The 680-nt window shown below is 67.8% G+C and carries 1 protein-coding gene; it reads right to left on the minus strand.

Annotated features, from left to right (window positions below):
• Positions 1-227: 227 nt before the first annotated feature.
• Positions 228-680: LysM peptidoglycan-binding domain-containing protein (locus tag EN914_RS37390; RefSeq protein ID WP_164779267.1), on the minus strand; the 453-nt coding region annotated here is incomplete at its 5' end.

Genomic DNA, 680 nt, shown 5'->3' on the forward strand with positions numbered 1-680 from the left:
CCTATGGGCAGAGCGCCGGAACCGCCAATCTCCCCCTCGTGGGAGAGATGTCCGGCAGGACAGAGAGGGGCGCGAAGGATCGCGACTTTCCACGATCAAAGCATTACGAGCAGCCGTAAGGTAGCTCGACCGGATTTGGCCGACAGGCTGGCGAGACAGCGCCCTCCTCTGCCCTGCCGGGCATCTCCCACAAGGGGAGATTGCGCTCAACCGTCGGCGCTCAAACCCTACTCCGTCTTGGCGGGCGCTGTCGTTGCCTGCTCGCCCATGGCCTTGAGGTCGGCGGCTTCGCCTTCCTTCGACTTTTCCGGGACCTTGAACACCTGGCCCGGCCAGATGCGGTCGGGATCACTGATCTGGTCCTGGTTGGCGAGGTAGATGGTCGAGAAGCGTACGCCGTGGCCATAGACGCGCCGCGAGATCCGCCACAGCGTGTCGTTGCGGCGGATGATGACGGCGCCGTCGGCATGTTCAAGCTTGGGCGCCACCGTCTCGGGCACATCGCTTGGCGGCGTCGCCTCCGCCATGACGGCCGGAGCCTCGGTGGCGGGAGCAGGCGTCGTGGCCGCGGCCGGTGCCTCGGCGGTGGTAGGTGCGGCCGGCTTGGGCTGAACGGGCTTCGGCGCCGAGGGTGCCACGGCGGCGATCGCTTCGCCGGGCTCACGCTCGAACGGTACGGC

This window comes from Mesorhizobium sp. M7A.F.Ca.CA.001.08.2.1, assembly GCF_003998455.1.
In the GTDB taxonomy this organism is placed as follows: Bacteria; Pseudomonadota; Alphaproteobacteria; order Rhizobiales; family Rhizobiaceae; genus Mesorhizobium; species Mesorhizobium ciceri.